Source organism: Cellulosimicrobium cellulans (assembly GCF_016907755.1).
Classification (GTDB): domain Bacteria; phylum Actinomycetota; class Actinomycetes; order Actinomycetales; family Cellulomonadaceae; genus Cellulosimicrobium; species Cellulosimicrobium cellulans_D.
Window position 1 is genome coordinate 663062 of the sequence record NZ_JAFBCN010000001.1, and the last position, 26292, is coordinate 689353.

At 73.9% G+C, this 26292-nt stretch carries 23 protein-coding genes; 16 read left to right on the forward strand and 7 right to left on the reverse strand.

The features are described from left to right. The first annotated feature begins 41 nt into the window (after positions 1-41). From JOE63_RS02875 to JOE63_RS02915, 9 genes are all read left to right on the forward strand, one after another. A complete protein-coding gene (locus JOE63_RS02875) occupies positions 42-332 on the forward strand; it encodes a DUF1905 domain-containing protein (protein ID WP_204538971.1) in 291 nt (96 codons plus the stop codon). A 139-nt stretch (positions 333-471) separates the two neighbouring features. Beyond that, entirely contained in the window at positions 472-1431 is a 960-nt protein-coding gene (locus tag JOE63_RS02880) for an amidohydrolase family protein (protein WP_204538974.1), read from the forward strand. Next, positions 1428-2207, forward strand: a complete 780-nt coding sequence (locus tag JOE63_RS02885) for an SDR family NAD(P)-dependent oxidoreductase (RefSeq protein ID WP_087470654.1) — start codon at positions 1428-1430, stop codon at positions 2205-2207. Before JOE63_RS02880 ends, JOE63_RS02885 begins: the two co-directional genes overlap by 4 nt. After that, positions 2204-3247, forward strand: coding sequence for an aldo/keto reductase (locus tag JOE63_RS02890; RefSeq protein WP_204538977.1), 1044 nt, complete (start codon positions 2204-2206; stop codon positions 3245-3247). Before JOE63_RS02885 ends, JOE63_RS02890 begins: the two co-directional genes overlap by 4 nt. Positions 3248-3271: 24 nt before the next feature. After that, the gene (locus JOE63_RS02895) at positions 3272-4174 is read left to right on the forward strand and encodes a fumarylacetoacetate hydrolase family protein (RefSeq protein WP_204538980.1); all 903 of its coding nucleotides are present in this window, start codon (positions 3272-3274) and stop codon (positions 4172-4174) included. A gap of 7 nt (positions 4175-4181) precedes the next feature. Continuing rightward, positions 4182-4634: an RbsD/FucU family protein gene (locus JOE63_RS02900; RefSeq protein WP_204538983.1), complete on the forward strand. Its 453-nt coding sequence runs from the start codon at positions 4182-4184 to the stop codon at positions 4632-4634. Between the two features lie 165 nt (positions 4635-4799). After that, entirely contained in the window at positions 4800-6377 is a 1578-nt protein-coding gene (locus JOE63_RS02905) for a sugar ABC transporter ATP-binding protein (protein WP_204538986.1), read from the forward strand. Then, positions 6374-7378: an ABC transporter permease gene (locus JOE63_RS02910; protein ID WP_087470658.1), complete on the forward strand. Its 1005-nt coding sequence runs from the start codon at positions 6374-6376 to the stop codon at positions 7376-7378. Before JOE63_RS02905 ends, JOE63_RS02910 begins: the two co-directional genes overlap by 4 nt. Before the next feature lie 78 nt (positions 7379-7456). Further along, positions 7457-8461 carry an ABC transporter substrate-binding protein gene (locus tag JOE63_RS02915; protein ID WP_204538989.1) on the forward strand — a complete coding sequence of 335 codons (1005 nt, stop codon included), beginning with the start codon at positions 7457-7459 and terminating at the stop codon, positions 8459-8461. Positions 8462-9161: 700 nt separating this feature from the next. On the opposite strand, the gene JOE63_RS02920 is transcribed toward JOE63_RS02915, so the two are convergent. The 3 genes from JOE63_RS02920 to JOE63_RS02930 form a co-directional block, all read right to left on the reverse strand. After that, a complete protein-coding gene (locus tag JOE63_RS02920) occupies positions 9162-9872 on the reverse strand; it encodes a FadR/GntR family transcriptional regulator (protein ID WP_204538992.1) in 711 nt (236 codons plus the stop codon). A 14-nt stretch (positions 9873-9886) separates the two neighbouring features. Beyond that, entirely contained in the window at positions 9887-11278 is a 1392-nt protein-coding gene (locus JOE63_RS02925; RefSeq protein WP_204538995.1) for an enolase C-terminal domain-like protein, read from the reverse strand. Positions 11279-11521: 243 nt separating this feature from the next. Further along, positions 11522-15292 carry a glycosyl hydrolase family 95 catalytic domain-containing protein gene (locus JOE63_RS02930; protein WP_204538998.1) on the reverse strand — a complete coding sequence of 1257 codons (3771 nt, stop codon included), beginning with the start codon at positions 15290-15292 and terminating at the stop codon, positions 11522-11524. 314 nt (positions 15293-15606) lie between these two features. Here JOE63_RS02930 and JOE63_RS02935 point away from each other — a divergent pair, with 314 nt between their 5' ends. From JOE63_RS02935 to JOE63_RS02950, 5 genes are all read left to right on the forward strand, one after another. Continuing rightward, complete coding sequence (locus tag JOE63_RS02935; RefSeq protein ID WP_204539001.1) at positions 15607-17106, forward strand: WXG100 family type VII secretion target; 1500 nt, start codon at positions 15607-15609, stop codon at positions 17104-17106. Next, positions 17103-17780, forward strand: coding sequence for a hypothetical protein (locus tag JOE63_RS02940; RefSeq protein WP_204539004.1), 678 nt, complete (start codon positions 17103-17105; stop codon positions 17778-17780). Before JOE63_RS02935 ends, JOE63_RS02940 begins: the two co-directional genes overlap by 4 nt. A 145-nt stretch (positions 17781-17925) precedes the next feature. Next, a complete protein-coding gene (locus JOE63_RS02945; RefSeq protein WP_307839912.1) occupies positions 17926-19917 on the forward strand; it encodes a penicillin-binding transpeptidase domain-containing protein in 1992 nt (663 codons plus the stop codon). Between the two features lie 133 nt (positions 19918-20050). Continuing rightward, positions 20051-20203 (forward strand): putative leader peptide, encoded by a 153-nt coding sequence (locus tag JOE63_RS21770; protein WP_353707135.1) that lies wholly within the window; start codon positions 20051-20053, stop codon positions 20201-20203. Between the two features lie 235 nt (positions 20204-20438). Then, a complete protein-coding gene (locus JOE63_RS02950) occupies positions 20439-21929 on the forward strand; it encodes a dicarboxylate/amino acid:cation symporter (RefSeq protein ID WP_374058986.1) in 1491 nt (496 codons plus the stop codon). Between the two features lie 83 nt (positions 21930-22012). On the opposite strand, the gene JOE63_RS02955 is transcribed toward JOE63_RS02950, so the two are convergent. The 3 genes from JOE63_RS02955 to JOE63_RS02965 all read right to left on the reverse strand — a co-directional run bounded on the left by JOE63_RS02955 (position 22013) and on the right by JOE63_RS02965 (position 24454). Next, positions 22013-22321: an SHOCT domain-containing protein gene (locus JOE63_RS02955; protein WP_204539008.1), complete on the reverse strand. Its 309-nt coding sequence runs from the start codon at positions 22319-22321 to the stop codon at positions 22013-22015. A 133-nt stretch (positions 22322-22454) separates the two neighbouring features. After that, the gene (locus JOE63_RS02960; RefSeq protein WP_087470667.1) at positions 22455-23120 is read right to left on the reverse strand and encodes a response regulator; all 666 of its coding nucleotides are present in this window, start codon (positions 23118-23120) and stop codon (positions 22455-22457) included. After that, entirely contained in the window at positions 23117-24454 is a 1338-nt protein-coding gene (locus JOE63_RS02965) for a sensor histidine kinase (RefSeq protein WP_204539012.1), read from the reverse strand. Before JOE63_RS02965 ends, JOE63_RS02960 begins: the two co-directional genes overlap by 4 nt. 235 nt (positions 24455-24689) lie before the next feature. Between JOE63_RS02965 and JOE63_RS02970 the strand changes: the two genes are divergently transcribed. Next, positions 24690-25055 (forward strand): hypothetical protein, encoded by a 366-nt coding sequence (locus JOE63_RS02970; RefSeq protein ID WP_087470669.1) that lies wholly within the window; start codon positions 24690-24692, stop codon positions 25053-25055. A gap of 20 nt (positions 25056-25075) precedes the next feature. Further along, entirely contained in the window at positions 25076-25672 is a 597-nt protein-coding gene (locus JOE63_RS02975; RefSeq protein ID WP_204539016.1) for a VanZ family protein, read from the forward strand. 55 nt (positions 25673-25727) lie between these two features. Here JOE63_RS02975 and JOE63_RS02980 read toward each other — a convergent pair whose 3' ends face one another. Next, entirely contained in the window at positions 25728-26210 is a 483-nt protein-coding gene (locus JOE63_RS02980; RefSeq protein ID WP_204539019.1) for an SRPBCC family protein, read from the reverse strand. Between the last annotated feature and the right edge of the window lie 82 nt (positions 26211-26292).

Here is a 26292-nt window from a genome sequence, read left to right on the forward strand (position 1 = left end):
TCGGCACACCGACCGACGACCACCACCCTCCGGAGGCCCCCGTGCCGTTCGACCCCGTCCCTCTCGACCGCACGTTCACCGCGCCCGTCGGCGTCGACGTCAAGGGCGACACCTGGCCCTGCGTCGAGGTGCCGGAGGCCCGCGAGCTCTTCGGGACCCTGCGGTCGGTCCGGGTCGACGCGACCGTCGACGACGTGCCGCTGCGGAACGTCGGGCTGATGCCGACCGGTGCGGGCGGCCTGATGCTGTCGCTGAACGCGGCGGTGCGCAAGCGCCTGGGCAAGGACGTGGGCGACACCGTCACGGTGCACCTCGAACGACGGCTGAGCTGAGGACCCTGACAGTGATCTGATGACCGCACGATGGTTCGGGGCTGAGTTCCGGACATCGTTGCGCGAACGCCGAACGGGTACCTAAGATACATTCGATGAATCTGGTCCACGGCGGTCCGTCAACGAGGAGGGAGGCCCCGTGCCCGGTCACGACGTCGTCGACGCCCACCACCACCTCTGGGTCCGGTCGCGGACCCCTCAGGACTGGATCGACCCGCTCACGATGGCGGCGATCGACCGCGACTTCGTCCCCGCGGACCTGCCCGCCGCCGTGCACGGGGTGAGCGCGGCCGTCGTCGTCCAGTCGGCGAGCCGGTGGGCCGAGTCCGCGGAGCTGCTCGCCACGTGCGCCTCGCCGCAGGGGCGCGTGGCCCGGTTGGCGGGCGCCGTCGTCTGGGCCGACCTCACGGCCCCGGACCTGGCCGAGCGCCTCGACGCGCTGCGCGCGGGCCCCGGCGGTCGGTACCTCGTGGGTGTGCGCACCATGCTCCAGGCCGAGCCCGACCCCGCGTACCTCGACCGCGCCGACGTGCGCCGCGGCGTCGCCGCCGTGGGCGCCGCCGGGCTCGCGTTCGACCTCGTCCTGCGCGACCACCAGCTCCCCGCGGCGGCACGGCTCGCCGCCGCGCTCCCCGACGTCCCGTTCGTGCTCGACCACCTCGGCAAGCCGCGGCTGGACGCCGGTGGCGCGGCGGGGGCCGACGGGGACCGGCTCGCCACCTGGTGCCACGACGTCGCGGCGCTCGCCAGCCGACCGAACGTCGCGGCGAAGCTGTCCGGCCTCGTCACCGAGGCCCGCTGGGACGCGTGGACCCCGACCGACCTGCGGCCCGCCGTCGACCACGCGCTCGACGTCTTCGGTCCCGCGCGCCTGATGTTCGGCTCCGACTGGCCCGTGTGCCTGCTCGCGAGCGACTACGGCCGGTGGCTGGAGACCGTGCGCGGGCTGCTCGCCGACCTCGCCCCCGGCGAGCGCGACGCGGTGTGGGGCACCACCGCGCGCCGCGTGTACGGGCTCCCGGCCGCCGCCACTGCCGGTGCCCCGGCCGACGCCCGACCACCAGCACGCACCCCAGACCGAGGAGAGGCTTCCCCGTGACACCACCGACCAGCCCGCCGCCCGAGCTCGACGGCGTGCGCGCCGTCGTCACCGGCGGCGCGTCCGGCATCGGCGCCGCGATCGTGACGGCGATGCTCGCCCGGGGCGCGCGCGTCACGTCGGTCGACCGCACGACCGACGGCGTGCCCGACGGTGCCCACGCCGAGGTCGCCGACGTCACCGACGACGCCGCCGTCCGCGCCGCCGTCGACGCCGCCGCCGCGGCGATGGGGGGCATCGACGTCGTCGTGAACAACGCCGGCATCGGCGCCCAGGGGACGGTCGCCGACAACGACGACGCCGAGTGGCTGCGCGTCCTCGACGTCAACGTGCTGGGGATCGTGCGCGTCACGCGCGCGGCGCTCCCGCACCTGCGGGCGTCGGACCGCGCCGCCGTCGTCAACACGTGCTCGATCGCCGCGTGGACGGGGCTCCCCGCCCGGGCGCTGTACTCCGCGTCCAAGGGCGCGGTCCAGGCCCTCACGCTCGCGATGGCCGCCGACCACGTGCGCGAGGGCATCCGCGTGAACTGCGTGAACCCCGGGACGGTCGACACCCCGTGGGTCGGGCGCCTGCTCGACGCCGCGGACGACCCGGCCGCCGAGCGCGCCGCGCTCGCGGCCCGCCAGCCCACGGGCCGGCTCGTCAGCCCCGAGGCGGTCGCGCACGCCGTCTGCTACCTCGCGAGCCCGCTCGCCGCGGCGACGACGGGCGAGGCGCTCGCGGTCGACGGCGGCATGCACAACCTCCGGGTCCGCCCGCCCGCGGCGTCATGACAGGGGAGCAGGTCGGCACGACCGCGCCGGTGACGAGCCTGTCCGCCCGACGGGTCCGCGACACCGCCGTGCGGCTGACGTCGCTCGGGTACGGCGCGGCGCAGGCAGGCAACCTCTACCGGCCCACCTCCGACGCCGAGACGGCCGCCGCGGTCGACGCGGCGTGGGACCTGGGCGTGCGCTACTTCGACACCGCGCCGCACTACGGTCTCGGGCTCTCCGAACGGCGGCTCGGCGCCGCGCTGCGCGACCGCCCGCGAGCCGAGCGGGTCGTGTCCAGCAAGGTCGGGCGGCTCCTCGTCCCGTCGCCGGAGACGGCGCACCAGAAGGACCCGGACCTGTTCGACGTGCCCGCCGACCAGCGCCGCGTGTGGGACTTCACGCGCGACGGCGTGCTCCGGTCGCTCGACGCGACCCTCGCGCGCACGGGCCTGGACCGGGTCGACGTCGTCTACCTCCACGACCCGGACGAGCACTGGGACGCGGCCTCCCGCGAGGCCGTCCCCGCGCTCGTCGAGCTGCGCGACCAGGGCGTCGTCGGGGCCGTCGGCGCCGGGATGAACCAGTCCGCGATGCTCGCGCGGTTCGTGCGCGAGACCGACGTCGACGTCGTCATGTGCGCCGGGCGGTTCACGCTGCTCGAGCAGCCCGCGCTCGCCGACCTGCTGCCCGCCGCCCTGGAGCGGGACGTCGCCGTCGTCGTCGCGGGCGTCTACAACTCGGGCCTGCTCGCGCGCGACGTCCCGCCCGACGACGCCACGTACGACTACGCGCAGGCACCCGCCGCGCTGCTCGACCGCACCCGGCGGACCGCGGCCGTGTGCGCCGACCACGGCGTCACGCTCCCCGAGGCAGCGCTCTCCTACGTCCGCCTCCACCCCGCCGTGGCGAGCACCGTCGTCGGGCTCCGGTCGCCCGACCAGGTGCGCCAGGCGTACGAGCGGCACACGGCCAGCGTCCCCGACGCGCTCTGGGACGCGCTCGTGCGCGCCGGGCTCCTGGCCGAGGGCGCCTCGCCCACGGCCTTTGCGCGTCCCTGACCCCTCCCCGAGAAAGAGGACCTGATGCACCTGCTCCGCCTGGGGCCCCTCGGCCACGAGATCCCCGCCGTCGCCGAGGCCGGCGCCACCTACGACCTGCGCTCCCTGACCGCCGACGTCGACGGCGCGTTCCTCGCCGCCGACGGCGTCGCGCGCGTGCGCGACGCGCTCGCCGCGGGGACGCTGCCCGTCCTCCAGGATCCGGAGCGGCTGCGCCGCGGGGCGCCGGTGGCCCGGCCCGCGGCCGTGATCTGCATCGGGCAGAACTACGCCGCGCACGCCGCGGAGTCGGGCGCGGAGCCGCCGTCGACCCCGATCGTGTTCCTCAAGCACCCGAACACGGTCGTCGGTCCGGACGACACGCTGCCCGTCCCGCCGGGTGCCGAGAGGCTCGACTGGGAGGTCGAGCTGGGGGTCGTGATCGGCCGGGCGGCGAGCTACCTCGCGTCGCCCGAGGAGGCGCTCGCGCACGTCGCCGGGTACACCGCCGTCGACGACGTGAGCGAGCGCGCCTGGCAGCTCGACGAGTCGCTCGGCCAGTGGTCCAAGGGCAAGTGCGGGCCGGGGTTCGCGCCCACGGGCCCGGCGCTCGTGCCCGCCGACGAGCTCGACGCCGGGGACCTGCGGCTGCGCTCGTGGGTCAACGGCGAGCCGCGCCAGGACTCCACGACGGCGGACATGATCTTCGACGTCGCGTACCTCGTGTGGCACCTGTCGCAGTACATGACCCTCGAGCCCGGAGACCTGATCTGCACGGGGACGCCGCAGGGCGTCGCGCTCTCGGGCCGGTTCCCGTACCTGCGCGACGGCGACGTCGTGGAGGTCGAGATCGCCGGTGTCGGACGGCAGCGGCACGTGGTCGCGGACGCCGTCGTGCCGGCCGCTCCGGCGGTGGGGACGCTCGACCGCGCCCCGGTCGCGCGGTGACGGACCCGTGCTGCGCTACCCGCTGCTGCACCCGGGCCAGATCGGCGCGCTCGCGGGCGCGGGGCACGGCTCCCGCGTCCTGCTCGCGGACGCCAACTACCCGCACTCGACGGGCGTGCGTCCGGGGGCGCACCGCGTCCACCTGAACCTGCGGCCCGGGCTGGTGACGGTCGACCAGGTGCTCGAGGTCCTGCTCGACGCGGTCCCTGTCGAGTCCGCGGCCGTGATGGTCCCGTCGGGGGCCGAGGGCGACGTGCTGGCGCGCGGCGCGGACGTCCCCGCGCACGCGGGGTACCGCGCCGCGCTGGCCGCGGCGGCGCCGTCGGCCGCCTGGCAGGGGCTCGACCGGTTCGCGTTCTACGACGCCGCGCGGGGTGACGACGTCGCGCTCCTCGTCGCGACCGGGGACGAGCGGGCGTACGCGAACCTCATGCTCACGGTGGGCGTGCGGCAGGGCTGACCGCTGCGCGATGGTTCGATGAATCATCCGATGTTGAGCACGTTTTGTGCGGATCGGTCCCGGGAACGCCCGCCACAATCCGCGAATCCTGCTCCAGACTCTTGAAATGCATCGGATGTCTGCGGTAGAACTGACCTCGGTCACATCCAAGCAAAGGGGCTTCACGTGAGCACGGACCCGACTCCCACGGCACGTGCGGGCGACCCGCCCGCGACGGCAGGGACCCCGCTCCTGCGCGTCGCGGGCATCACCAAGGCGTTCCCCGGGGTCACGGCGCTCGACGACGTCCGCCTCGACCTGCGGCACGGCGAGGTGCTCGCCCTCGTCGGCGAGAACGGCGCCGGCAAGTCGACGCTCATGAAGCTGCTCTCCGGCATCCACCAGCCCGACGCCGGGACCATGGAGCTCGACGGCGAGCCGCTCGACGTGCGCTCCCCGCGCCAGGCGAACGAGCGCGGGATCAGCATCATCCACCAGGAGTTCCACCTCATGCCCGACCTCTCGGTCGCGCAGAACATCTTCGCCGGGCGCGAGCCCCGGCGCGCCGGGCTCATCGACGACCGCGCGCTCGTCCGCCGGGCCACCGAGCTCTTCCGTCGCCTCGAGATCCCGCTCGACCCCCGCCAGCCCGTCGCGCAGCTCAGCGTCGCCGGGCAGCAGATGGTCGAGATCGCCAAGGCGCTGTCGTTCGACGCGAAGGTCCTCATCATGGACGAGCCGACCGCCGCCCTGAACGACGTCGAGGTGCGCACGCTCTTCCGGCTCATCCGCGGGTTCGTGACCCCGAGCACCGGCGTCATCTACATCTCGCACCGCATGGACGAGATCAAGGAGATCTCGGACCGGATCACCGTCCTGAGGGACGGCCGCTACATCGACACGCTCGACACGCCCGGGACCGACGTCCGGGACGTGATCGCGCGCATGGTGGGGCGCGAGATCCGGACCGACGTGCGGCCCGCGCCCGCCCCCGAGGGCCGCCCCGTGGTCCTGTCCGTCCGGGGGCTCAGCACCAGGAAGCTGCTCAAGGACGTCTCCTTCGACCTCCACGAGGGGGAGATCCTCGGCTTCGCCGGGCTCATGGGCGCGGGCCGCACGGAGGTCGCGCGGGCGCTCGTCGGCGCGGACCGCAGCACGGGCCACGTCGAGGTCCGGGGCCGCGCGATCCACGTGCGCAACCCCGCCGACGCCGTGCGCCAGGGCATCGGCTACCTGTCCGAGGACCGCAAGCGGTACGGGCTGCTTCTCGACCAGGACGTCACCGCGAACGTCATGCTCTCCTCGCTCGACCGCGAGACCCGTGCCGGCTTCGTCCGCGACGGGGACGCACGTCGCGTCGCGACCGACATGGTCCGCCGGCTCGCGATCAAGACGCCGTCGGTGCGCCAGCGCACCAAGAACCTCTCGGGCGGCAACCAGCAGAAGGTCGTGCTCGCCAAGTGGCTCGTGCGCGACTGCGACGTGCTGATCGTCGACGAGCCGACGCGCGGCATCGACGTCGGCGCCAAGGAGGAGATCTACGAGCTCCTGCGCGCGCTCGCCGACCAGGGCAAGTCGATCGTCATGATCTCGTCCGAGCTGCCGGAGGTCCTGCGCCTGTCCGAGCGGATCGTCGTCATGTGCGAGGGCCGGGTCACCGGCGTCCTCGACAACGCCGACGCCACGCAGCACAACGTCATGGAGCTCGCGACGCAGTTCGGCGGCGCCGAGCACCTCCTCGCCACGACCGGAGACGCCCGATGACCTCGACCACCACCGTCACCGACGCCCTGCCCGACGCCGTCGTGGCGTCGCGCGGCCCGCGCTACCGCCAGCAGCTCCAGCAGATCCTCGCGTTCGCCGGGCTCGTGGTGATCTTCGCCTTCTTCTCGATCGCGAGCCCCTACTTCCTGGACTGGGCGAACATCAAGGGCATCCTGCTCGCCACCGCCGTCACGGGGATCATGGCCCTCGGCGCGACGTTCGTCATCGCGACCGGCGGGATCGACCTGTCCGTCGGGACGGGCATGACGCTCTGCGCGGTCATGACCGGCGTGTTCCTCACCAACCTGGGCCTGCCGCTCGTGGTCGGCGTGCTCGGCGGCATCGCGGCCGGCGCGCTCCTCGGGCTCGTCAACGGCCTCAACGTGTCGTTCCTCGGCATCCCGCCGTTCATCGCGACGCTCGCGACGATGATGGTCGCGCAGGGCCTGTCGCTCGTCATCTCGGGCACCAAGCCGATCTACTTCTCCGACGTCGCGGGCTTCGGCCAGATCGCGCTCGGCGAGCTGATCCCCGGCCTGCCGAACGCCGTCCTCATCTTCTTCGCCGCCGCCGCCGTCGCGGGGGTCCTCCTCAGCAAGTCGCTCATCGGCCGGTACGCCCTGTCGATCGGCTCCAACGAGGAGGCGACCGCGATCTCCGGCATCGACGTCCGGCGCTGGAAGGTCGTCGTCTACACCGTGGCCGGCGTCTTCACCGGGCTCGCGGGCGTCGTCATGGCGTCCCGGCTCAACTCCGCCCAGCCCGGCCTCGGGCTCGGGTACGAGCTCGAGGCGATCGCTGCCGTCGTCATCGGCGGCACGTCCCTGCGCGGCGGCAAGGCGACGATCCTCGGCACCGTGATCGGCGCGCTCATCATGGCCACGCTCACCAACGGCCTGCGGATCATGTCCATCCCGCAGGAGTGGCAGAAGGTCGCCGTCGGCGTCGTCATCCTCCTCGCCGTCTACACCGACATCCTCCGGCGCGGGAAGGACGCCTGACCCCCGCGCTCCCACCCCGCAGCACCGCCACCTCCCTCGTCTCCCCTGACGACGACGTCATCCCCGAAGGAGCACCTCATGAAGACCACCCGGGTCGCCCGCCTCAAGTACGTCGGCGCCGCGAGCGCCGCAGCCCTCCTGCTCGCGCTGGGCGCGTGCAGCTCCGCCGACGACGGCGGGTCCGGTTCCGGCGGCGGCGACGGCGACGGCGACACGCCGTACGTCGCGCTCGTCTCCAAGGGCTTCCAGCACCAGTTCTGGCAGGCCGTGAAGCAGGGGGCCGACGACGCCGCGGAGGAGCTCGGCGTCGAGGTCACCTTCGAAGGGCCGGAGACGGAGACCGAGGTCGACAAGCAGCTCTCCATGCTCCAGACCGCGCTCGACAAGAACCCCGACGCGATCGGGTTCGCCGCGCTCGACTCCGAGGCGTCGATCCCGCTCATGTCGGACGCGCAGTCGCGCGGCATCCCCGTCGTGGCGTTCGACTCCGGCGTGGAGTCCGACGTGCCGATCACCACGGTCTCCACCGACAACGAGGCCGCCGCGGCCGAGGCCGCGAAGCACATGGTCGAGCTCATCGGCGGGAGCGGCAAGATCGCCGTGCTCGGCCACGACCAGACGTCGCAGACGGGCCAGCAGCGCGTCTCCGGGTTCGTCGACTACATCGAGGAGAACGCGCCCGACGTCGAGATCGTCGACGTGCAGTACGCGGGCGGCGACCAGCTCAAGTCGGCCGACGCCGCGAAGTCGATCCTCCAGGCGAACCCCGACCTCAAGGGCATCTACGGCACCAACGAGGGCGCCGCGACCGGCGTCGTCAAGGCCGTGCAGGAGCTCGGCGCCGCGGGCACGCTCACGGTCATCGGCTTCGACTCCGGCAAGGCGCAGACGGACGCGATCCGCGACGGCCTCATGGCCGGCGCGATCACGCAGAACCCCGTCGGCATCGGCTACGAGACCGTCAAGGCCGCCGTCGCCGCGATCAACGGCGAGGACGTCGAGCCCGTGATCGACTCCGGCTTCTACTGGTACGACGCGACGAACATCGACGACGAGGAGATCGCCGCGGTCCTCTACGAGTGACCCGGCGGGGCACCTGCTGAGATCGACCCGTGCGTCCTGAGATCGGCCTCCCGAGGGTCGATCTCAGGACGCACGGGTCGATCTCGTGTGCCGTGCGGCGACCGCTCCCCCGCGAGGTAGAGCCCCGGTAGGCCGAGGTAGAGCCGTGGTCGCGCGATGTAGAGCCCTGGTCAGCCGATGTAGAGCCCTGGTCGGTCGAGGTAGAACTGTGGTTCTTGTGTCCGACGGCGTGTGGTCGCCCTGGGTGGTCGGGGTGGGTGGTGGTGCCGCGTCTACCATCCGCCGCTCGTTCCTCGCGGCTCCCGCCAGGCCCGCCACGACGCGGCACCACCACCCACCCCGACCGGTGTCGTCTCGCCCTGGTCGTCGCGCACCCGGGCGACTGCCCGCGGTGTCGGTCTCGTCTGCCCCTTCCCACGAGCGCATCCGCTTGCCGTCTGTCGCTGTCGCTTCGTCGGGCCATGGTGGGCCGACGGCCGAGCGGTGGGGGTGGGCTCGGAAGCGAAGGGGCGTCAGAGCGGCGCTCCACAAGCCGACGGCCGACGGGTCGGGGTGACGGCGCCGCAGCCCCGAGCTCCGAGGCCACCCGCGCCGCGGACCCGACCCCGCGCCTGAAAGCCCGTCCACGGCTCTACCTCGGCAGACCGGGGGTCTACCTCGGCCGACCAGGGCTCTACCTCGGGGGAGGCCCTGGCGGAGGTCAGGCGTCGTCGTCGGGGAGGTCGTCCGGGACGCGGGGGAGGGACTCCTCGACGCCGAGGAGGTGGTTCGCCATGCGCAGGCGTGCGCGCTCGGGGTCGTGCGCGGCGAGCGCGCGCCAGATGGCCTCGTGCTCGCCGTGCGTCCGCTCCTCGGCGCCCTCCTCGTGGAGGCCGCGCCAGAGGCGCTCGCGCACGGTCCGGCTGGCGAGCGACTCGACGAGCGCGGCGAGGACGGGGTTCCCGGAGTGCACGGCGATGATGCGGTGGAACGCGATGTCGGTCTCGATGAAGCGCTCGTGGTCGACGGCGGGCTCGCGCAGGATCTCCTCGACCTGGTCGAGGACGCCGCGGGCCTCGGCGAGGGCCTCGTCCGTAATGTGGGTCGCGGCGAGCCCGGCGGCCTCGGTCTCGAGGATGCGGCGCACGTGGTGGAAGGGGAGCGCGCTGCCGTCGCCCTGCAGGTCGACGACGAAGCCCATGGGCGACAGGAGCCGCCGGGGGTCGAGGCTCGTGACGTACGTGCCGTCGCCCTGGCGGGTGTCGACGATGCCGAGGATGGAGAGGGCGCGGACGCCCTCGCGGAGGGAGCCGCGCGAGACGCCGAGCGCCTCGGCGAGGTCCTTCTCGACGGGCAGCCGGTCGCCGGGACCGAGCTGTCCGTCGAGGATCATGCGCCTGATGCCGTCGACGACCTCATCCGTGCGGGACATGGGTGCAGTATCGCCTATCGCAGCACGGGGGCGACAGATTCCTCCGATGACTGCACGCCGTGGTCGGGTGCCGCGCCCGCGCGTCGTCCCGTCCAGTACGTGCCGCCGGGGAACCGGTACTGGGCGACGGACGCGGCGTGCATCTGCGTCGAGTACCCGGGTCGTGACGGGAGGACGTAGCCGCTGCCGGCTCCGGTGTCCGCGACGACGCACGGGTCGGTGAAGTGCTCGTGGAGGTGGTCCACGAACTCGGTCACGCGGCCGGTCAGGTCGCCGGCGACCGCGACGTAGTCGAGCACGGACACGTGCTGCACCATCTCGCACAGCCCCACGCCGCCCGCGTGCGGGCACACGGGCACGCCGAACTTCGCGGCGAGGAGCAGGACGGCGACGATCTCGTTGACGCTCGCGAGGCGGCCGGTGTCGAGCTGGCAGAAGTCGATCGCCTCCGCCTGGAAGAACTGCTTGAACATGACCCGGTTGTGGCAGTGCTCGCCGGTCGCGACGCCGATCGGCGCGACGGCGCGCCGGATCGCGGCGTGCCCGAGCACGTCGTCGGGGGAGGTGGGCTCCTCGATCCACAGGGGGTCGAACGGCGCGAGCGCGGCCATCCACTCGATCGCCTGCGGCACGTCCCACACCTGGTTCGCGTCGACCATGAGCGTGCGGTCGGGGCCGATCACCTCGCGAGCGATCGTCAGGCGGCGCACGTCGTCCGCGAGGTCGGCGCCCACCTTGAGCTTGATGTGTCCGTACCCGGCGTCGACGGCCTCCTGGCACAGGCGCCGCAGCTTCTCGTCGTCGTACCCGAGCCAGCCGGCCGACGTCGTGTAGACGGGGTAGCCGGTGCGCTCGAGGTGGGCGATCCGCTCGGCCTTCGTCGCGGCCTTGGCCTCGAGCAGGGCGACGGCCTCGTCCGCGGTGAGCGCGTCGGAGAGGTAGCGCAGGTCGGCGACGGCGACGAGCTCTCGGGGCGTCAGGTCGGCGAGCAGGCGCCAGAGCGGCTTGCCGGCGCGGCGGGCGACGAGGTCCCACGTCGCGTTGAGCACCGCCGCCACGGAGAGGTGCACGACGCCCTTCTCCGGGCCGAGCCAGCGCAGCTGCGAGTCGGAGGTCAGGGTGCGGTACACGCCTCCCATGTCCGCGGCGAGCTCGTCGACGTCGCGGCCGACGAGCGCGCTCGCCTGCTGACGCGCGGCCTCGGCGACGATGTCGTTGCCGCGGCCGATGGTGAACGTCAGGCCGTGGCCTGCGAGCGGTTCCCCGGACCCGTCGGTCGCGTCGGTGCGGAGCACGACGTAGGCGGCGGAGTAGTCCGCGTCCTTGTTCATCGCGTCCGAGCCGTCGGCCGTGAGCGACGTCGGGAAGCGGACGTCCTCGATCTCGACCCGCGTGATCCTCGCCATGCGTACCCCTCGCCGTCCCCGCGGGAGACCGCGGAATACATCTGATGACTGGTCTCAATCTAGGCAGTTCTTGCCGGAAGGTCAAGGATCGTCCGACCAATCTGCGTCGAGACATCGAATGAGTGACGCTCACACGGAGCCTGTCAGTGCGCCGCGCTGCGGATGTCCGACGGTCCCGCGCGACGCACGGGCCCCGGTCGTGGGAGACCCGGGGCCCGTGCGTCGTCGAGCTGGTCCGCGACGTCAGCAGTCGCGGCCCTCGAAGGCGACGTCGTGCGTCGTCACCGGGCCGTCGGCCGGCACCCGCGCGGTCACCGTGGCGGTACCCGCCCCGACCGCGGCCGACCGGACCGAGAACGACTGGTACGCGTTCGCGCCCGGTGCGACGTCCGCCACCGTGCGCGTGCCGTACGGCGTCTCGAGGGTCACGTCGAGCGGGACGTCGTCGTCGTTGGTCGCGCGGACCGCGACGTACGCACGGCCGGCGAGGCAGCGCGTCTGCACCTCGACGCTGACGTCCGGCCCCGGGTCCTCGGCGTCGAACGCGAGCTCCTGCCACGTCGCGACCTCGTCCGCGGTGAGCGCGCGGGCGAAGACCGCGACGCGGTCCACGGCGCCGCGCTGGACCTCGCCGCCGCCCTGGTTGGCGCCGACGTGGAACGGGCGCGTCTGGCACCCGTTGATCGCGTCGTACCCACCGACCGTGCCGCCCGGGCGGGCGACGCCGTCCACGTACACCGTGATCGCGCCGTTCTCGCCGATGGTCACGACGAGGTCGAACCAGCGGCCCGTGGGCACCGTGACCGGGGTCGTGGTGCCGGTCCCGGCCGTGATGACCCGGACGTTGTTCGACGGCGTGAGGTCGACGAGGATGCCGTCGGCGTCCTGCCCGACCGGCTGCGCGTCGAACAGGCGCCGGTACGACGACTGCCCGGCGTCGATGCGGAACTCCCCCGCGAACGACGCCTGGTAGAGGTACCCGAGCTGGAACGGCTCGCTCGCGGCGTAGGTGTTCGGCCCGAGCGTCTGGGCCGAGCCCGTCGGCCCCTCGGCGAGCACGGCACCCGTCCCGACGACGCGCGGGGTGCGCCCGTGGCCGGACGCGTCCGTGAGCGGGTCCGCGCCGAGGTCCCACGCGAGCAGCGTGTCGCCCGTGGGCGGTGCGGGGCACGGCGACGGCGGCCGGACCGCGATCGCGGCCCGGCCCTCGACCGTCCCCCCGCCCGCGGCGAGGCGGGCGACGACGGCGGACGTCCCGGACGCACCGCCCGCGCCGACGGTGACGCGGAAGGAGACGTCGCGCGACCCGCCCGCCGGGACGGTCTCGAGGTCGACGCCCGCCGGCTCGGCGGACCAGGCCGCCTGGCCGTCCTCGACCGCAGGGAGCACGAGCGCGAGCTCGCCACCCTCGATCGCCGCGTCGCCCACGGCGGACACCGTCGCCACCACGTCCACGACGTCGCCCGTCGTCGCGCTCCCGGGGGCCGTGACGCCCACGGTCGCGAGCGCGGACGCCGTGTAGGTCGCCCCCGCGGACGCCGCGAACGTCACTTCCGCGCCGTCGCGCGCGTGCTCGACGGGCGACCCGTCGCCGTCGACCAGCGTGTACGCGCCCGAGGCGAAGAGCGGGCTGCGGACGGTCAGGTCGCCGTCGCGCGACGGGTGGAGCGTGACCTCACGCGCCGCGCCCCCGGTCCAGGCGGCGTCGACCTCGGTACCACCACGGGCGACGAGCCCGGTGTACGACCCCTCCGCCCAGGCCGAGGGCAGCGCCGGGAGCACGTCGACGACGCCGTCCTGGCTCTGGAGCAGCATCTCGGCCACGCCGGAGGTGCCGCCGAAGTTGCCGTCGATCTGGAACGGCGGGTGGTTGTCCCACAGGTTGTCGAGCGTGCTGCCGGTGAGCTGCTCGCGCAGGAGCTTGTGCGCGCGGTCGCCGTCGAGGAGGCGCGCCCAGAAGTTGACCTTCCAGGCCTTGCTCCAGCCGGTGCCACCGTCGCCGCGGCCGTCGAGCGACACGCGTGCTGCTGCCGCGAGGTCCGGGGACGACGACGGCGAGACGGCCCCGCCCGGGAACAGGGCCCAGAGGTGGCTCACGTGCCGGTGGGTGTTGTTGGGCTCGTCGAGGTCCTCCTTCCACTCCTGGAGCTGGCCCCACGACCCGACGCGCAGGCCGGGGTCGAGGTCGGCGCGCGTCGCGGCGAGCTCGTCGAGGAACGCGGTGTCGGTCTCGCCGAGCGCCTCGGCCGCCGCGGCGGTGTTGGCGAGGTGCTGCGTGACGATCTGCTGCGAGATCGCCGCGCCCGCGGTGAAGTCGCCCTGCTCGGGCGAGTAGCTCGGGGTCACGACGAGCGAGCCGTCGCGCGGGTCGACGACGAGGAAGTCGAACCAGAACTCCGACACCGACCTCAGCATGGGGTAGGCACGCTCCGCGAGGAACTCCTCGTCGCCCGTGAACAGGTAGTGCTCCCAGTAGTGCTGCGCGAGCCACGCCGCGGCGTCGGGCTGCCAGAAGGACTGCGGGTACTGGTGCAGGCCCGTGAACCCGTACGGGTTCGTCTCGTTGCCGACGACCCAGCCGTCCGCGCCGTACATCGTGCTCGCGGTCACCTCGCCGGGCGCGACCATCGAGTCCACGTAGTCGAACAGCGGGGCGGTCGTCTCGGAGAGGTTCGTCGTCTCGGCCGGCCAGTAGTTCATCTGCAGGTTGATGTTCACGTGGTAGTCGGCGTCCCACGGCGGGTTGTTGACGCGGTTCCACACACCCTGCAGGTTCGCGGGCAGCGACCCGTCGCGCGACGAGGAGACGAGCAGGTAGCGCCCGAACTGGAAGTACAGCGCCTCGAGCGCGCGCTGGTTCTCGGGCGTCGTTCCCGCCCGGTAGGCGGCGAGGAGCTCGTCGGTCGGGACGTCGGGCAGCTCGGCGCCGAGGTCGAGCCGCACGCGCTCGTAGAGCTCGCGGTAGTCGGCGAGGTGCGCCTTGCGGAGCGCGTCGACGCCCTTCCCGGCGGCGGCGTCGACGCGGGGCGTCACGACGTCCAGCGGCGCGACGCCGCTGCGGTACGCCGGGTACTCGCCCTCGTAGTCGGTCGCGGCGGAGAAGACGATCGTCGCGGAGTCGGCGCCCGCGACCGTGACGCGGCCGTTCGCGCCGTCGGTCCGGGTGCCGCCGTCGGTGAGTACCTGCGCCTGCGACGCGAACCGCAGGCCGTTGTTGGTGAGGGTCCCGGACGTCGTGATCCGGCCGCCCGCAGCGGTCTGCGCGACGTTCGACCGGCCCGACGGCAGGTCGAGCCGCGCCTCGAAGCCGATCGCGCCCGGCTCGTCGGCCGTGAGCCGCACGACGACGACGTCGTCGGCCGCGCTCGCGAAGTACTCGCGCGTGTACGTCGTCCCGTCGAGGTCGTAGGTCGTCGTGACGACGGCGTCGCCGATGTCGAGCGCCCGGCGGTAGTCGGTGGCGGTGCCGTTCTGGCCCGCCATCTCCAGCACCAGGTCGCCGTACGTCTGGTAGGAGCCGAAGTTCGTCTTCGGCTGGCCGAGCACGGAGGCGACCTCCTCGGGGCTGACGCTCCCCTCGGCGTCGATCCGGTCGCGGACCTGCTGGATCGCGTCCGGCCGCGGGGTGGTCCAGTTCCCGAAGTTGTAGCCGGAGGCTCCGGGGCCACCGGTCCACAGGGTCTTCTCGTTGAGCTGGAGCTGCTCGCGCGCGACGCCGCCGAAGACGGTGGCGCCCATCGCGCCGTTGCCGATGGGCAGCGCGCGCTGCTCCCACTCCTGCTGGAGGTTCGACGCCGCCGTGTTCAGGGGCTCGTCGAACCAGATGGTGTCGGGGTCGCCGGGGATCGTCGCGCCGGGTGCGGTCACGGCACCTAGCGTGCCCGACGTCGGGGCGCTCGCCCCGGACGCGGGCGCCGCCAGGAGCGCGAGCGGCACCGCCAGCGCCCCGGCTGCGGTCGCGGCGACGAGCCGGCGGGCGCCGGCGGGTCGCGCGAAGGGTCGGACTCGGGACATCAGTGGCCTCCAAGGGCGGCGCGTCGGTGCGCCGCGGTCGGTCGGGTTCGGCGCTCGGACTACGCCAGGGCCCAGGAATCATCCGATGTGTCACCGACCAATGTGGCGGAAGTGCGCCTCGGGGTCAAGGAGATGGGGGAAATCTCCCGGTCTTCATCCAATCATTGCGCTCCGTTCCTCCTGGCGGTCAGGATGGGCAGTGCTCCCCATCGCGACAGGCGCCCGCGCCGCGTAGCGTCGGCGTGCGACCGTCGAGACGAGGCTGTCGACACGTGCGCGTGAGAGGACACGCGCAGGTGCGGGGAGGAGACGGCATGAGCGGCTTGTGGGGCGCGGACGTCCGGGCGCTGCGCGCGCTCGCGTCGACCCTGCGCGGGGGTGCGGACGCGCTGCGGACCCACCGGGCGCAGGTGGCGTCCGTCGTCGACGCCGCGACCCGGTGGGAGGGCCCCGACGCCGCGGAGTTCCGCAACGACTGGGCCGCGAGCCTCGGTCCCTCGCTGGCGACCACCGCGACCCTCCTCGACGCCGCGGCCGACCAGCTCGCCGCCGACGCCGACCAGCAGGAGTCCGCGAGCAGCGACGGGGGCGGCACCCCAGGCGGCCCGGGCGGTGGTCCGACGTCGGGCCTCGGCGGCCCCCAGCAGACCGTCCCCACGCCCACCCCGGGCGAGTACGCCGCGATGGACGCGAGCGAGCGCGCCGAGTGGCTGGAGAACGCGACGGACGCCCAGGTCGCCGCGCTCTACGCCCAGATGGTGCGGCTCGGCGTCGACCCCGACTCCCCGGGGTTCTCCGACCTCGCCGTCGCGCACTGGACCCGCGTCGCCGCCGGTGAGGCGGGCTTCGACTTCGCCGAATGGGACCCGTCCGCCGGGGCGTCCGCGAACCGCGAGATCATCGAGGGCGTCTACACCTATTACGGCGAGCTGTACCTCGACAACCCGTGGATGCAGTGGGCGGGCATGGCCGCGATGATCGGGCCGTCCTTCGCCGCCGGGTTCTTCGACCTCGACATGATGCGACAGCTCGCGCAGGGCGTCGCGACCGGCGCCCAGGCGCTCCCGCCCGGCGTCGACCGCGCGGCCCTCGAGGCGATCGCGACCATGTCCGACGCCGAGCTCGGGTTCTACGAGAACCAGTTCCTCTCGATGCAGCGCGAGATCTTCGTCGACCAGGCCGTCATGCACGAGGCGTACCTCAACGGCGGCATGGAGGAGATGGAGCGGCTGCTCGAGGCCGGCGTCATCGACGACGCCGCGTACCAGGCCTGGTCGGACATCGAGGCCGGACGCGGCGGCGACGCGCAGGCGCTCGCGGACGGCAACACCGCGCTGCTGTGGCGCGAGCAGAACCAGATCATCGCCGACGACTGGCAGACCATGCGCGGCCACCCCGTCACGGGCGAGGCGTTCACCTATCTCATGACGCTCGTCGGGGAGCCGTCCATCCCGGGCGCGGGCACGTACGCGCAGTACGACCCCTTCACGGTGAGCGTCGAGACGCCCGGCCCGGAGAACATCGGCATCCCGTTCACGGGCATCTCGTTCGACAACCCCGTGCAGGGCACGGTGACGGTGGAGACGCCGCTCCCGGGCGGCAACATTGCCGACCAGGCGACGCGCTGGGAGTACATCTCGAACGACACGTTGCCCGCGTACCAGCAGCTCGTCACCCAGCACCCGGACCAGGCCGCGCAGATCATCGGCACCGACGTGTCCGACCGCATCGACGACTACCGGCTCACCAACCCCGCCCGCGTCGGCCGCATCCTTGACAGACTGACCGAGTGGGACGTGGACGTGGACCAGTGAGCCGGCTCGACCCGGGCGGGCGGCAACGGGCGGCGGCGCGGGCTGCGATCGTCATGCTCGCCGGGTCGCTCGTCCTGGCGGCGTGCACGGTGACGTTCGGCGGCCCGGACGACGCGACCACGAGCCCGGGCGGGACGAGCACGGCGACCGGCGGGACGTCGTCGGGCGACGAGGCCGGGACGACGACGATCGAGGACATCGAGAGGGGCGAGCCCATGCGCTGGGACGTGAGCAGGCCGATCACCGCGGAGTCCGTGGGGCTGGGCGAGTCGCAGGCCGTCGTGCGGGTGCCCGACGGCGCGGCGCAGGTCGAGCTGACCCTCCCCGACGGGACGTGGTCGACGACGGCCGAGGAGCTGACGATCCAGCCCCGCCGCGGCTACGTGAGCACGATCAACGTGTTCCGCACCCTGTCCGGCGGGCAGGCGGTCCACGACCAGCTCGTCGCCGACGCCGAGGTCCTCGGCCTCCCCCGCTCCCAGGTGGACCGCTGGCTCGACGAGCTGCCCGCGTCGCTCGACGCGTCGCGCGCGGGCGGGACGCGCGAGCGCACCGGCATCAACGGTTCCAACGGCGACGTCGTCACGTCCGTGCAGATCAGCCACGAGCCCGGGCCGGGAGGCGACGAGAGCGTCCGCCTCTGGTACGCGATCAGCCCGGTCACCCCGGACTGACGGCCCGGCGGCTCCACCGTCGCGCGCCCGGCGTGAAGAAGCGGAGGACGAACCGGGCCGGTTCGTTCCGGACGTCCGGGTCGTCCGAGGCGTGGGGTAGCGTCCCTCCCGTCCCGAACCGCCCGGAAACCCAGGGGAGCAGCCGGTGAGCAGCGTCGCGCACGTCCACGGTCGAACGAGCACGCAGGTCGGGCCGCGCGTCCGGCACCGGGTCGTGCGCTGGGTCTCGGCCGCCGCGCTCGCCCCGGTCCTCGCGCTGCCACTCGCGGCCTGCACGCCCGACCGCCCGGAGGCGCAGGACGCGGCGGACGCGCTCGCGCAGGCGATCCAGGCGGGTGATGTGAGCGCGCTGGAGTTCCGCAACGGCGCCGCGAAGGACGTCCAGGCCCACCTCGAGGCGGTGCTCGAGCCGCTCGCGCCGTACGAGCGCACGGTCGAGGTCTCGGCGGTGGACGTCGTCGAGGAGGGCGACGACGCGGGCGACCGCGCGACGGCGACGCTCGCCTACCGCTGGGAGGTCGCCGGGGAGCAGGCCTGGGAGTACACGACGACGGCGGAGCTGTCGTTCGCGGAGGCGGCCGACGGCGAGGACGGGCCCGGGGCGTGGGACGTCGTGTGGGAGCCGGACGTGCTCGTGCCCGAGCTCGGCCAGGGCGACCGGATCGCGGTGAACCGCGTGCCCGCCGTGCGCGCGGGCATCCTCGGCGCCGACGACGTCCCGATCGTCCAGGACCGGCCGGTCTACCGGATCGGCGTCGACAAGACCCTCGTCGCCTCCGGCGCGTGGGACCGCGCCGCGCGCGAGCTCGCCGCGGTCGTCGGGCTCGACCCCGAGGAGTACGCGCAGCGCGTCGCGGGCGCGGGGGAGAAGGCGTTCGTCGAGGCGATCACGGTGCGTACGGAGGACACCGCGGGCGTGGACGTCGACGCGGCGCGCGGCGTCGACGGGGTCCGCGTGGTCGACGACGAGCTGCCGCTCGCGCCGACGCGCGAGTTCGCGCGCCCGATCCTCGGGCGCGTGGGGGACGCGACGGCGGAGATCGTCGACGAGTCCGAGGGGGCGATCGCCGCGGGCGACCAGGTCGGTCTCTCCGGCCTCCAGCGCCAGTACGACGAGCAGCTCCGGGGCGTCCCGGGCCTGTCGATCGAGGTCGTGCCGGGCGAGGGCGACGCGGAGGGGGAGACGACCGAGGTCTTCTCCGTCGACCCGGTGGACGGTACCCCGCTGAGCACGACCCTCCGGCCGGACATGCAGGTCGCGGCCGAGGCGGTGCTGGCCGGGCAGGGGCCGAGCGCGATCGTCGCGATCCAGCCCTCGACGGGTGCGGTGCTGGCCGCGGCGAGCTCGACGGCAGGCGAGGGGCTCTCGACCGCGACGACCGGACAGTACGCGCCGGGCTCGACGTTCAAGGTCGCGACGACGCTCGCGATGCTGCGCGCGGGGCTCACGCCCGACACGACCGTCGCGTGCCCGCCCACGATCTCCGTGGACGGTCGCGAGTTCCAGAACGTCCCGGGCTACCCGACGGCGGCCCTGGGCGACGTGCCGCTGCGCACCGCGTTCGCCAACTCGTGCAACACCGCGATGATCGGGCAGCGGGACACGGTGACGCAGCAGGCGCTGCACGACGCCGCGGCGTCGCTCGGGCTCGGCGTCGAGTCCGAGCTGGGCACGCCCGCGTTCTTCGGCGACGTCCCGACCGACTCGCAGGGCACCGAGCACGCGGCGTCGATGATCGGGCAGGGCAAGGTCCAGGCGTCGCCGCTCGCGATGGCGACGGTCGCGGCGAGCGTCGCCGCCGGGCACACCGTGTCGCCCGTCCTGGTCCACCCGGCCGTGCAGACCGTCGCCGACGAGGAGCCGGCGGGTACCCTCACCGAGGAGGAGGCGACGACGCTGCGCGGCCTCATGCGCGCCGTCGTCACCGAGGGCTCCGCGTCCATCCTCCAGGACCTCCCGGGCGAGCCGGGCGCCAAGACGGGCACCGCGCAGTACGGCGACGGCAGCCAGTCGCACGCCTGGATGATCGCGACCCAGGGCGACCTCGCGGTCGCCGTGTTCGTCGAGACGGGCGACGGTGGCGCCGTCACCGCAGGTCCGCTCCTGCACGCGTTCCTGGACGCGCCCAACGCCTGATCTCGCGAGAGAGCGACGCCCGGCCCCGGACCCCGGAAGATCGGTGCCGGGCGTCATTGTCTCGGCGGCGGATCGCCATCTCGCGAGGCACGGGGAATAGGGTCCGCGGTCGGGTCGTTGCGTACTAGCAGGTATGATCGGTTGCCGCGGGCGTCCGTCTGCCCGCTTTCCAGCGAGAACCCACCGTTCCGGGAGAACCTTCGTGTTCGTCAGCGTGCCTGCCTGGCAGCTCACCCAGCGCCGCGACGTCGACCTCCGTCGAGTCGCCAGCGCGCTGTGTCGCTGACCCCCCGTCGCCGCTGACGCCCCTCCGCCTCCGCACACCCGTCAGGACCCCGGGTCGCCTCGCGACCTGAGTCGCTGACGTGCGTGGCGCGTCCCGCACCGTCAGAGCTCCAGGTCGCCCGACGACCTGGCGTCCTGCCCCGGGTCGCGCTGCTGCCGGCGCCCCGCGACGACGTCCCGAGCCCCTCTCCCGAGAGCGGGCGCTCGTGCGCCCGCGTCACCCCGAAAGGTCCCCTGTGTCCTCGACCCCCTCGTCGGCCGTCTCGAAGGCCGACCCGCAGCAGGCGAGCCAGGCCCCGGCCTCGGCGCCCGCGAAGAAGAAGCGCCGGTTCCCCTCGTTCAGCGTCCAGATCCTGCTGGGCCTCGCGGTCGGCGTCGGCCTCGGTGCCCTCGCCCTCGCCATGGGCCCGCAGGACGCGGCCGGCGAGGTCCCCAACGGCCTGACCACGACGCTCGACACCATCGGCTCGTCGTTCGTCACGCTGCTCAAGGCCGTCGTGCCGCCGCTCATCTTCACCGCGATCGTCGCGTCGATCGCAAACCTGCGCACCGTCACCAACGCCGCGCGCCTCGCGGGCCAGACGCTCCTGTGGTTCGCGATCACCGCGGCGATCTCCGTGGCCGTCGGCATCGGCCTGGGCCTGCTGTTCCAGCCGGGCAACCGCGCGTCGGTCTCGCTCGACGCCGCGTCCGAGCCGGGACGCACCGGCACGTGGCTCGACTTCCTCAACGGCCTCATCCCGGGCAACGTCCTGGGCCTCGGCGCCAGCACGCAGGTCGAGGTGACCGACGGCGGCGCGAGCGCCAGCACGTCGGTGAACTTCAACGTCCTGCAGATCCTCGTCGTCGCGCTCGTCATCGGCATCGCGGCGCTCAAGTCGGGCAAGAAGGCGGACCCGTTCCTCGCGTTCAACCGCTCCGCGCTCGCGATCGTGCAGAAGGTGCTGTGGTGGATCATCCGCCTCGCGCCGATCGGTACCGCCGGCCTCATCGGCTACGCCATCGCGGCGTACGGCTGGACGTCGCTCGCGTCGCTCGCGTGGTTCGCCGTCGCGATCTACGTCGGCCTCGCGGTCGTGCTGTTCGTCGTCTACCCGATCCTGCTGCGCACCAACGGCCTGAAGATCTCGAGCTATTTCAAGGGCGCCTGGCCCGCGATCCAGCTCGCGTTCGTCTCGCGCTCCTCGATCGGCACGCTGCCCGTGACGCAGCGCGTCACCGAGCGCAACCTCGGCGTCCCGAGCGAGTACGCGTCGTTCGCCGTGCCGCTGGCCGCGACCACCAAGATGGACGGTTGCGCCTCGATCTACCCGGCCATCTCGGCGATCTTCGTCGCGCAGATCTTCGGCATCGACCTGTCGATCACCGACTACCTGCTCATCGCGTTCGTGTCCGTCGTCGGCTCCGCCGCGACCGCGGGCCTCACCGGCGCGATCGTCATGCTGACCCTCACGCTCTCGACCGTGGGCCTGCCGCTCGCGGGCGTGGGTCTGCTGCTGGCGATCGACCCGATCCTCGACATGGGCCGCACCGCGGTCAACGTCGCGGGCCAGGCGCTCGTCCCGACGATCGTCGCCAAGCGCGAGGGCATCCTCGACCTCGAGCAGTACGAGGCCGCCACGGCCGAGGACCCCTTCGTGGACGAGGACGACGCGCCCGAGGCGCCGGCCGAGACCGCGGAGGCCACGCCGTCGGGCACCAAGGAGCCCGTGGGCGCCTCCGCCTGACGCCGACCAGGCGATTCCTCGCCGTCGAGCACGACGTTGCTGCCGTTATCCGCGGGATAACGGCAGCAACGTCGTTTTCGGCGTCAGGGCTGGGGGCGACCCTCGCGCAGGACCGCGAGGCGCGAGCGGTACTCCCGCTCGTCGATCTCGCCGCGCGCGTACCGCTCGCCGAGGATCGCGACCGGGTCCGGGCCGGTGGCGCGCCAGCCGCCGGGACCGCCCGGGCCCCAGCCGCGGCGCGCGCGGCGGGCGACGAGGAAGATCACGGACGCGAACAGCAGGAACCACAGCAGGGGGAAGACGAACCACCACGGTCCGGGCCCCCAGCCGGCGTGCGCCACGGACGCGACGGCCTCCGTGGGGACCACGGCCCCGGTGAGTGCGGTGAGCATGACGACCTCCGGTGTCGGTGCGCCCCGCCGGTCGGCGGGGGCGGCCACGATCCGGCCGCACCTCCAGGCTTCCCGGTGCCCGACGCCGCGTCGTCCCCCGTGCGTGCCGACCTCGCTCGTCCCGTGGTGCCGGTCAGCCCGCCCAGCCCGGGCGCACGAGCCCGGACTCGTAGGCCGCGACGACGAGCTGCGCGCGGTCGCGCGCGCCCACCTTGGCCATGACGCGCGACACGTGCGTCTTCACCGTCGACTCCGACAGGTAGAGCGTCCCCGCGATCTCGTCGTTCGAGAGCCCGCCCGCGACCTCGACGAGCACCTCGCGCTCGCGCGGCGTGAGCTCCGTGAGACCGGGGACCGGCCCGACGGCGCGCGTCGCGTCCGCGACCCGGGACAGCAGGCGCCGGGTCACCGTGGGCGAGAGCAGGGCGTCGCCGCGCGCCGCGACCCGCACCGCCCGGACGAGGTCGACGGGCTCGGTGTCCTTGACGAGGAACCCGCTCGCGCCGCCGCGGATCGCGTCCGTCACGTACTCGTCGAGCTCGAACGTGGTGACCACCACGACGTGCACGTGCGCCGCCGCGCGGTCGGCGACGATCCGCCGGGTCGCCTCGAGCCCGTCGAGCCCGGGCATCCGGATGTCCATGAGCACGACGTCGGGCAGGTGCTCCAGCGCGAGCCGGACGGCGTCGTCCCCGGTCGCGGCCTCGGCGACGACGCGCATGTCGTCCTCGGAGTCGATGAGCGCGCGGAACCCGCCGCGCACGAGCGCCTGGTCGTCGGCCAGCACGACGTCGATCATGGTGCCTCCTCGTGCCGCGGCGGTTCCTCGTCGGACCGTCCGGTGGTGCTCGGCCGGGGCGTGGTGCCCGGCCAGGGAAAGACTGCCCGCACCCGGAAGCCGCGTCCAGCGGTGTCCTTCTCCGGTCCGTGGGTCGGCCTGGCCGCCGACCCCGTCGTGAGCGTCCCGCCGACGCTCTCCACGCGCTCGCGCATGCCGCGCAGGCCGTAGCCGGGCTCGGGGTCCGACGGCGTGCCCGGGCCGTCGTCGGTGACCGTCACCGTCACGTGGCGCGCGGCACGGTTCTCGTCCACCCCGGCGGCGCGGGCGTCGGACCCGGACCCGCTGCCTGCGTCGACGACGACGCGGACGTCGACGTGCGTCGCGCCGAGCGCGTGCCGCCGCACGTTCGTCAGGGCCTCCTGCACCACGCGGTAGACGACCCCGGCGAGGCGGTCGGGCAGTCCGGCGGTGGCGGGGTCCACGGCGAGCGCGACCGCGAGCCCGCCTCCCTCCGCCTGCCGCACGAGCCGGGGGAGCGCGGCGAGGTCCCACGTCGGGGCGAGCGGGGCGCCGGCGACGACCATGTCGTGCGCCACGACCGCGCCCCCGCGCGACTCCCCCCGGACGACGCCGAGCACCGCGCGGACCTCGTCGAGGGCCTCCGTGCTCGTCGCGCGGATCGCGGTGAGGGCGCTGCGGGCCTGGTCCGGGTCGCGGTCGAGCAGGTGCAGCCCGACGCCCGCCTGCACGGTGATCGCGGAGAGAGAGTGCGCGAGGACGTCGTGGACCTCGCGCGCGATGCGCAGCCTCTCGTCCGCGACGGCCGTGCGCTCCCGCTCGGCGCGCGCCACCTGCTCGGCCCCGCGCGCGGCGGCGATGCGGGCGGCCCGGTCGCGGATCCCGCCCGCGACGAGCAGCACGACGACGGTCCAGGCCGCCCCGCCGAGGAGCGTCGCCCGCGGCGGGGCGTCGGGACGCAGCGCGGCGGCCCCCACGACGGCCCCCGCGAGCAGCACGGCACCGCCCCACGCCACGCGGCGCCCGCGCTCCGCGGGACCGCTGAGGAGCACCCCCACGAGCACACCGACGGGCCCCGCGAGCACCGGTCCCCACGCGTACCCGGCGACGAGGAAGGTCCCGGCGGCCGCGACCGACACCGTGACGGCGACGACAGGGCGCGGCACGAGGAGCACGAGCGCGAGCGGCGACACGAGGAGCAGGGCGACGGCGGTGAGGTCGAGCGGTCGCGCGCCGGGCTGACCGTGCGTCGCGCCCGCCGACCCGAGGACCGAGACCACCGCGAGCACCACGGCGAGGAACGCCCGGGGGCGGCGACGGTCGAGCGGGCCCATGCGTCGCACGCTACGCCGCGCGCGACAGGACCGCGTCCGCCCGGGGTGCCGGGCGCCGTCGTCCCCGGGTGCCGTGCGCCGGCGAACCCGCACCCTCGAGCGGTCCGGTCCTCCCGAGGTGGCGCAGGCGAAGCCCCCGCCGGTGACGGTCGAGGGAGACCCTCGGAACGGCCCGGACCTGCACGGTTCCCGCGCGCAGGGCGCACCGGACGTGCAGGAGGATGCGTCAGGATCCATGACCGTGGACACCGACCAGGGCCCGATCGCTCCTCGCACGGCCGACGAGTTCCGAGCGCACCGTCGCCGCGTGATCGCGGGCTGGGTCGTCGGCTTGGTCGCGCTCGTCCTCGTCGCCCTGCCCGCCGCGGTGGCGCTCCTGCTCGGACTGGACGCGAGCAGCGACCAGTGCGTCGATCCGCCGACCTTCGACGCGCCCGCGTGCAAGAACGCCCCGAGAGCGTTCGCCGTCCTGGTGACCCTGCTCGCGCTGCCTCCGCTCCTCGGAGTCCTCACCGCGCGGCCGCGGCGCACGATGCGCACCGTCGCGGCGATCGGGACGGTGGCGATCCTCGCCTACGCGATCCTGCTGCTCGCGCTCTGAGCGCCGGTAGCCTGCGCCCCATGGCAACGCACGACCCGCACGTCGACCCCCGGCTCGTCGAGGAGCACGAGGACCGCGCGGCCGACGGCGGCGCGCCCGCCCCGGCCCGCTCGGGCAGGACCACGGAGCGCGTCGTCCTCGGGCTCTACGTCCTGGTGCTCGTGTGGGTCGTGCTGCTCAAGATCCACACCGGCGACTTCGGCGACCTCGTCGGCCGCCGGTCGGTCAACCTCGTCCCGCTGGGCGGCACGGCCTCCGGCGGGCTCGGTTCCCGAGAGCTTGCCGTCAACGTCCTCGCGTTCGTCCCGCTCGGCGTCCTCGTCTATCTGGCGGCCCGGCAGCGGCGCCTCGCCAGGATGCTCCTTGTCGTCGTCGGGCTGTCCGTGGCCTTCGAGATCGTCCAGTACGTCGCCGGCATCGGAGCCAGCGACGTCACCGACGTCCTCACCAACACCGCCGGAGGCCTGGTCGGCCTGGGCGTCGCCTGGCTCGCCCTGCGCCTGTTCGGCGACCGCGCCCAGCGGCCGCTCCTCGTCGCCCTCGTCGTCGTCCTCGTCGCGCTGGCCGCGGGGCTCTTCGCCTGGCTCCAGGTGACTGGCGTCCGGTTCCGGCTGTAGCGCCGCCGCGGAACGGCCGGCCGGCGGCCGGGGCGCGCGGCCGAGGCGCCGGCGTCTATCCGGTCGGCTCGCGCACCGCGGCGAGCACGACGGGGTCGGCGCAGCCGCGCGCGAATCCCGTGATCCGGTGGTCGACGTCGCGCCCGAGCACCCACGAGCCGACGCGCTCCGCGAGCGGGGCCAGCCAGCGGGGGCGGCACCGGAAGGAGTAGCGCCACGTCGCGCGCGTGCCGCCGGACGGGTCGGGGGCGAACCGCCACCCGCCCGCGAGGTTCTCGAAGAACCACGACCCGCGAACCATACGCATCCCGACGTTCGTCGGCGGGTTGTACGAGACGTACTCGCTCACCATGGACAGGCCGCTGCGGTGCCGGGTGAAGGTGCGCACGCCCTTCGCGGGCGCCGTGGCGCCGTCGAGGAAGTGCTGGCGCCGGATGAACGGGTCCCAGCGCAGACGGACCGCGCCGGTCGTCTGAGAGACGGCGAACGCGGTCGCGGGGTCGACGGGGACCACGAGCGAGGACTCGACGACGGGCATCCTCGGATGGTCCCACGGCGGGCCCGGACGCACGAACGGCCCGCCCCTGGGTGAGGGGCGGGCCGCCCGGACCGCGGCGCGG

Coding starts and splice junctions, on each gene's coding strand:
- JOE63_RS02970 (WP_087470669.1), top strand. CDS start 24,690: ATGACCGTGGACACCGACCAGGGCCCGATCGCTCCTCGCACGGCCGAC.
- JOE63_RS02920 (WP_204538992.1), bottom strand. CDS start 9,872: ATGTCCCGCACGGATGAGGTCGTCGACGGCATCAGGCGCATGATCCTC.
- JOE63_RS02935 (WP_204539001.1), top strand. CDS start 15,607: ATGAGCGGCTTGTGGGGCGCGGACGTCCGGGCGCTGCGCGCGCTCGCG.
- JOE63_RS02980 (WP_204539019.1), bottom strand. CDS start 26,210: ATGCCCGTCGTCGAGTCCTCGCTCGTGGTCCCCGTCGACCCCGCGACC.
- JOE63_RS02960 (WP_087470667.1), bottom strand. CDS start 23,120: ATGATCGACGTCGTGCTGGCCGACGACCAGGCGCTCGTGCGCGGCGGG.
- JOE63_RS02925 (WP_204538995.1), bottom strand. CDS start 11,278: ATGGCGAGGATCACGCGGGTCGAGATCGAGGACGTCCGCTTCCCGACG.
- JOE63_RS02955 (WP_204539008.1), bottom strand. CDS start 22,321: ATGCTCACCGCACTCACCGGGGCCGTGGTCCCCACGGAGGCCGTCGCG.
- JOE63_RS02895 (WP_204538980.1), top strand. CDS start 3,272: ATGCACCTGCTCCGCCTGGGGCCCCTCGGCCACGAGATCCCCGCCGTC.
- JOE63_RS21770 (WP_353707135.1), top strand. CDS start 20,051: ATGATCGGTTGCCGCGGGCGTCCGTCTGCCCGCTTTCCAGCGAGAACC.
- JOE63_RS02975 (WP_204539016.1), top strand. CDS start 25,076: ATGGCAACGCACGACCCGCACGTCGACCCCCGGCTCGTCGAGGAGCAC.
- JOE63_RS02915 (WP_204538989.1), top strand. CDS start 7,457: ATGAAGACCACCCGGGTCGCCCGCCTCAAGTACGTCGGCGCCGCGAGC.
- JOE63_RS02965 (WP_204539012.1), bottom strand. CDS start 24,454: ATGGGCCCGCTCGACCGTCGCCGCCCCCGGGCGTTCCTCGCCGTGGTG.
- JOE63_RS02890 (WP_204538977.1), top strand. CDS start 2,204: ATGACAGGGGAGCAGGTCGGCACGACCGCGCCGGTGACGAGCCTGTCC.
- JOE63_RS02910 (WP_087470658.1), top strand. CDS start 6,374: ATGACCTCGACCACCACCGTCACCGACGCCCTGCCCGACGCCGTCGTG.
- JOE63_RS02930 (WP_204538998.1), bottom strand. CDS start 15,292: ATGTCCCGAGTCCGACCCTTCGCGCGACCCGCCGGCGCCCGCCGGCTC.